The organism is Pseudolysinimonas sp., assembly GCF_044239695.1.
Lineage (GTDB): Bacteria > Actinomycetota > Actinomycetes > Actinomycetales > Microbacteriaceae > Pseudolysinimonas_A.
In genome coordinates this window covers 1-4,901 of record NZ_JBIIAW010000158.1, presented here as the reverse complement: position 1 = coordinate 4,901, position 4,901 = coordinate 1, and the positions used below count along the sequence as shown (strand labels likewise).

Genomic DNA, 4,901 nt, shown 5'->3' with positions numbered 1-4,901 from the left:
TCGAGCACTACAACACTCGACGCATCCACTCCGCCCTCGGAGCCCCACCGATCAGCCGACTGTCACCAACGTGACTGCCGAGTACACCTAGGCCCGCCCTCGAGGAAGCCCGTCGCCTAGGCTGCCCGCATGTTCGCCTTTCCGATTCCCGTCCCCGAAGGTGCGCCCATCTGGCTGCTGAACGTCGTCTTCGTCGCCGGGGGCGCGGTCGTGCTCGTGGTGCTGATCTGGCAGGCTGTGCGCTTCTTCCGCACCACGCGCGACGAGGACTGAGGCGAATCCGCGGCGCGTCTGCGTCGCGCTAGGTCGGAGGCTGCGGCGGGGCTAGGCTGGCCGCACAATCGAACATCGGGCCGCAGGCGATGCGGGAGAGCCCACGAATTCGTGTGGGCACCGAAGGAGCAAGCCTCCCCGCCAATCTCTCAGGTACACGTACCGCATCGCGCAGGCCGCTCTGGAAAGAGCCCGGGAACCGACCGGGCCGCCGTCGGTGAAAGCACCCCTCGTAGGGTCGCGAAACTCTCAGGCACCATGACAGAGGGGGAGTTCTCGCCGCCTATTCGATGGAGAACTCCGTGTCCGAATCCTCCCGTCTCTCGCCGCTCGACGCGGTGCACGTCGCCGCGGGCGCGTCGTTCACCGACTTCGCCGGCTGGAAGATGCCCGTGCGCTACGGATCCGACCTCGCCGAGCACGAGACCGTGCGCTCGGCCGCCGGGCTCTTCGACCTGAGCCACATGGCCGAGTTCCTCGTCGGCGGCACGCACGCCGCGGCATTCCTCGACGCGGCGCTCGCCGGGAAGGCCTCGGCGATCGCGGTCGGCCGGGCCAAGTACTCGCTGTTGCTGGCCCAGGGTGAAGGACCGGCAGAGGAGGGCGGCATCCTCGACGATCTCGTCGTCTACCGCCTCGACGAGCACCGGTTCTGGGTGGTTGCGAACGCCGCCAACCACGACGTCGTCGCGGCGGCGTTCGCCGAACGACGCACCGACTTCGACGTCACGATCGACGACGAGACCGAGCGCTCGGCGCTGTGCGCGGTTCAGGGCCCGCGTGCGCTCGAGGTGCTGTCTCGACTCGAGAACCTCGTCCTTCCTGAACCGCGCACGTTGGACGGCATCCCGTACTACGGCATCGTCGAAGCGAGCTATCGCGAGACGCCGGTGCTCGTCGCCCGCACGGGGTACACCGGCGAGGACGGTTTCGAGCTCTACCTCGACGCCTCGGCCGCCCCCGCGCTGTGGAACGATCTCGTCGCCGCGGGCGCGGTGCCGTGCGGCCTCGCCGCCCGCGACACCCTGCGGCTCGAAGCCGGGATGCCGCTCTACGGTCACGAACTCACCCGCCAGACGCGTCCCGTCGAAGCCGGCCTCGGCCGTCTCTCCGACGCGAGCACGCCGGGCGCGCGCGTGCTCGTCGGGCTCGCCGCGGAGGGCAAACGCGCCGGTCGCGCCGGCTACCCGGTGCTGCGCGACGGGGAGGTGATCGGCGAGATCACCAGCGGCGCGCTCTCGCCGACCCTCGGCATCCCGATCGCGATGGCGTATGTCGAGCCCGACGCGTCGGCGATCGGCACGCAACTGGCTCTGGATGTCCGCGGCACGGCGATCCCCGCCCGTGTCGTCGCTCTTCCCTTCTACTCGCGAAAGGCACGCTCATGACCGAAACGCACTTCACCAAGGACCACGAGTGGATCACCGTCGACGGTGATGTCGCGACGGTCGGCATCACGACCTACGCCGCCGACAAGCTCGGGGACGTCGTCTACGTCGACCTACCCGTCGCCGGGGTGAGCGTCGCCGCTGGCCGCGTCGTCGGCGAGATCGAGTCGACGAAGTCGGTGGGGGAGCTGTTCGCGCCGGTCGACGGCGAGATCGTCGAACGCAACGAGGATGTCGTCGCCGACCCGGCGCTCGTCAATGCCGACCCGATGGGAGCGGCCTGGCTCATCAAGGTGCGCTTCACCGAGCTGCCCCAGCTGCTCACCGCCGCCGAGTACGAGGAGCTGACGCAGGCATGACCACCTTCGCCGAGCGCCACATCGGCACCGACGCCGCGACCCAGGCGATCATGCTGCAGGCCGTTGGCTACTCATCCGTCGACGACCTGATGGATGCCGCCGTCCCGTCCGGCATCCGGGCCGCGGCCGCGCTGTCGCTACCCGAAGCCCGTTCCGAGCGCGAGGCGCTCGCCGAGCTCCGCGTGCTCGCCGGGCGCAACCGGATGCGGCACAGCATGATCGGGCTCGGCTATTCGGGCACCATCACGCCCGCGGTCATCCAGCGCAACGTGCTCGAGAACCCGTCCTGGTACACCGCATACACGCCCTACCAGCCGGAGATCTCGCAGGGCCGGCTCGAGGCGCTCATCAACTTCCAGACGATGGTCGCCGACCTCACCGGACTCGCGACCGCCAACTCGTCGATGCTCGACGAGGGCACCGCCGTGGTCGAGGGGATGCTGCTCGCCCGCCGCGCCTCCGGGTCGACGTCGAACGTCTTCCTCGTCGACGCCGACGCCCTGCCGCAGACCCTCCGCCTGCTCGCCCACCGGGCGGAGCCGCTCGGCATCGCGCTCGAGGTCTCGGACTACACGGGCGAGCTGCCCGAGGCCTTCGGCGCCTTCATCCAGTACCCCGGGGCGTCGGGTCGCGTGTGGGATCCGCGTTCGGTGATCTCCGCCGTGCACGACAACGGGGGTCTCGCCGTCGTCGCCGCCGACCTCCTCGCGCTCACCCTGCTCGCCTCCCCGGGCGAACTCGGTGCCGACGTCGCGGTCGGCACGAGCCAGCGCTTCGGCGTGCCGATGGGGTTCGGCGGACCGCACGCCGGGTACCTCGCCGTGCGCACCGGACTCGAGCGGCAGATGCCCGGGCGTCTCGTCGGGGTCTCGGTGGATGCCGCCGACCACCCCGCCTACCGGCTGTCGCTGCAGACGCGGGAGCAGCACATCCGCCGCGAGAAGGCGACGAGCAACATCTGCACCGCGCAAGTGCTGCTCGCCGTGATGGCCTCGATGTACGCCGTCTACCACGGCGCCTCGGGGCTCAAGCAGATCGCGCACCAGGTCAACCGGCTCACCCGGTTGATGGCGGATGCCCTCGGCTCGCGGGTCGTGCACGCCGAGTACTTCGACACCCTCGTCGTCGAGGTCCCCGACGCCGCCGCCGTGGTGGCCGAGGCCGCGGAGCGGGGCTACCTGCTGCGCCTCGTCGACGACTCCCACGTCGCCGTATCGCTCGACGAGACGACGACGGCGCACGACGTCGAGACGGTGCTGGGCGCGTTCGGCCTCGACGTGCAGCTGGGGTTCAAGCCGGTCTCGGTCGCTGTTCCCGAGTCGCTCGTGCGCACCTCGCGCTACCTCGAGCATCCGGTCTTCTCGGCGCACCGTTCCGAGACGACGATGATGCGCTACCTCAAGCACCTCGCCGACAAGGACTACGCGCTCGATCGCGGCATGATCCCGCTCGGCTCCTGCACGATGAAACTCAACGCGGCGACCGAGATGGCCGCCGTGACCTGGCCCGAATTCGCCGACATCCACCCGTTCGCGCCGGACGCCGACACCGAGGGCTATCGCGACCTGATCGCGCAGCTCGAAGGCTGGCTCGCCGAACTGACCGGCTACGACGCGGTCTCGCTGCAGCCGAACGCCGGATCGCAGGGTGAACTCGCCGGGCTGCTGGCGATTCGCGGCTATCACCTCGCGAACGGCGACACGGGCCGCACGGTCTGCCTCATCCCGTCGTCGGCTCACGGCACGAACGCCGCCTCCGCGGTGCTCGCCGGGATGAAGGTCGTCGTCGTCGCCTGTGACGACGAAGGCAACGTCGACCTCGCCGACCTGCGGGCGAAGATCGACCAGCACGCCGTCGACCTCGCCGCTCTGATGGTCACCTACCCGTCGACGCACGGGGTCTACGAGCACGAGATCCGTGCCGTGACCCAGGCGGTGCACGACGCGGGCGGGCAGGTCTACATCGACGGCGCCAACCTCAACGCCCTGCTCGGCTACGCCCGCTTCGGCGACATCGGCGGAGACGTCTCGCACCTCAACCTGCACAAGACGTTCTGCATCCCGCACGGCGGCGGCGGCCCCGGCGTCGGACCGGTCGCGGCGAAGGCGCACCTCGCGCCCTACCTCCCGCGCGGCGACGCGAACCCGGTGTCGGCGGCGCCCCACGGCAGCCCCAGCATCCTGCCGATCTCCTGGGCCTACGTGCGGATGATGGGACCCGACGGACTCACCCGGGCCACCGGCGCCGCGGTGCTCTCGGCGAACTACATCGCCGCGCGGCTGCGCGAGCACTACCCCGTGCTCTACGCCGGCGACAACGGGCTCGTCGCGCACGAATGCATCCTCGACCTGCGCCCGCTGCGCGACGCGACCGGCGTGACCGTCGACGACGTCGCCAAGCGGCTCATCGACTACGGCTTCCACGCGCCGACGATGTCGTTCCCCGTCGCCGGAACGCTCATGGTCGAACCGACCGAGAGCGAGGACCTCGCCGAGATCGACCGGTTCATCGACGCGATGATCGCCATCAAAGCCGAAGCGGATGCCCTCGCCGCGGGGGAGTGGGCGGCCGACGACAACCCGCTGGTGAACGCCCCGCACACCGCCGAATCCGTCATCACCGGAGAGTGGTCGCACCCGTATCCCCGGGAGCTCGCGGTGTATCCGGCGCCGGGTCAGATCCGCGCCAAGTACTGGCCGCCGGTGCGGCGGATCGACCAGGCGTACGGAGATCGCAACCTCGTGTGCGCGTGTCCGCCCGTGGAGGCGTTCGCGTAACCCCACCGCGGGTCGAGTGCCCGCGCAGCGGGTGTATCGAAACCGCTCCGGGTAACTCGACGGTCGGTCTCGATACACCGGGCTGCGCCCGGCACTCGACCCGC

Annotated in this window: 4 protein-coding genes and 1 riboswitch; all 4 genes read left to right on the top strand. The window is 70.2% G+C overall.

Annotated features, from left to right (window positions below; all coding sequences use genetic code 11):
• Positions 1-129: 129 nt before the first annotated feature.
• The gene (locus ACILQS_RS15575) at positions 130-273 is read left to right on the top strand and encodes a hypothetical protein (protein ID WP_395641039.1); all 144 of its coding nucleotides are present in this window, start codon (positions 130-132) and stop codon (positions 271-273) included.
• An 82-nt stretch (positions 274-355) separates the two neighbouring features.
• Positions 356-448: riboswitch (glycine riboswitch) on the top strand.
• A gap of 115 nt (positions 449-563) precedes the next feature.
• Positions 564-1,661, top strand: a complete 1,098-nt coding sequence (gcvT, locus tag ACILQS_RS15570) for a glycine cleavage system aminomethyltransferase GcvT (RefSeq protein ID WP_395641038.1) — start codon at positions 564-566, stop codon at positions 1,659-1,661.
• A complete protein-coding gene (gene gcvH, locus ACILQS_RS15565; RefSeq protein ID WP_395641037.1) occupies positions 1,658-2,020 on the top strand; it encodes a glycine cleavage system protein GcvH in 363 nt (120 codons plus the stop codon). The genes gcvT and gcvH overlap by 4 nt, the downstream gene beginning before the upstream one ends.
• Positions 2,017-4,797 (top strand): aminomethyl-transferring glycine dehydrogenase, encoded by a 2,781-nt coding sequence (gene gcvP / locus ACILQS_RS15560; RefSeq protein ID WP_395641036.1) that lies wholly within the window; start codon positions 2,017-2,019, stop codon positions 4,795-4,797. Before gcvH ends, gcvP begins: the two co-directional genes overlap by 4 nt.
• Positions 4,798-4,901 lie beyond the last annotated feature (104 nt).

Bases quoted from the DNA above. Each gene is read 5' to 3' on its own strand.
- ACILQS_RS15575 (WP_395641039.1), top strand. From the start codon at position 130: ATGTTCGCCTTTCCGATTCCCGTCCCCGAAGGTGCGCCCATCTGGCTG.
- gcvT (WP_395641038.1), top strand. From the start codon at position 564: ATGGAGAACTCCGTGTCCGAATCCTCCCGTCTCTCGCCGCTCGACGCG.
- gcvP (WP_395641036.1), top strand. From the start codon at position 2,017: ATGACCACCTTCGCCGAGCGCCACATCGGCACCGACGCCGCGACCCAG.
- gcvH (WP_395641037.1), top strand. From the start codon at position 1,658: ATGACCGAAACGCACTTCACCAAGGACCACGAGTGGATCACCGTCGAC.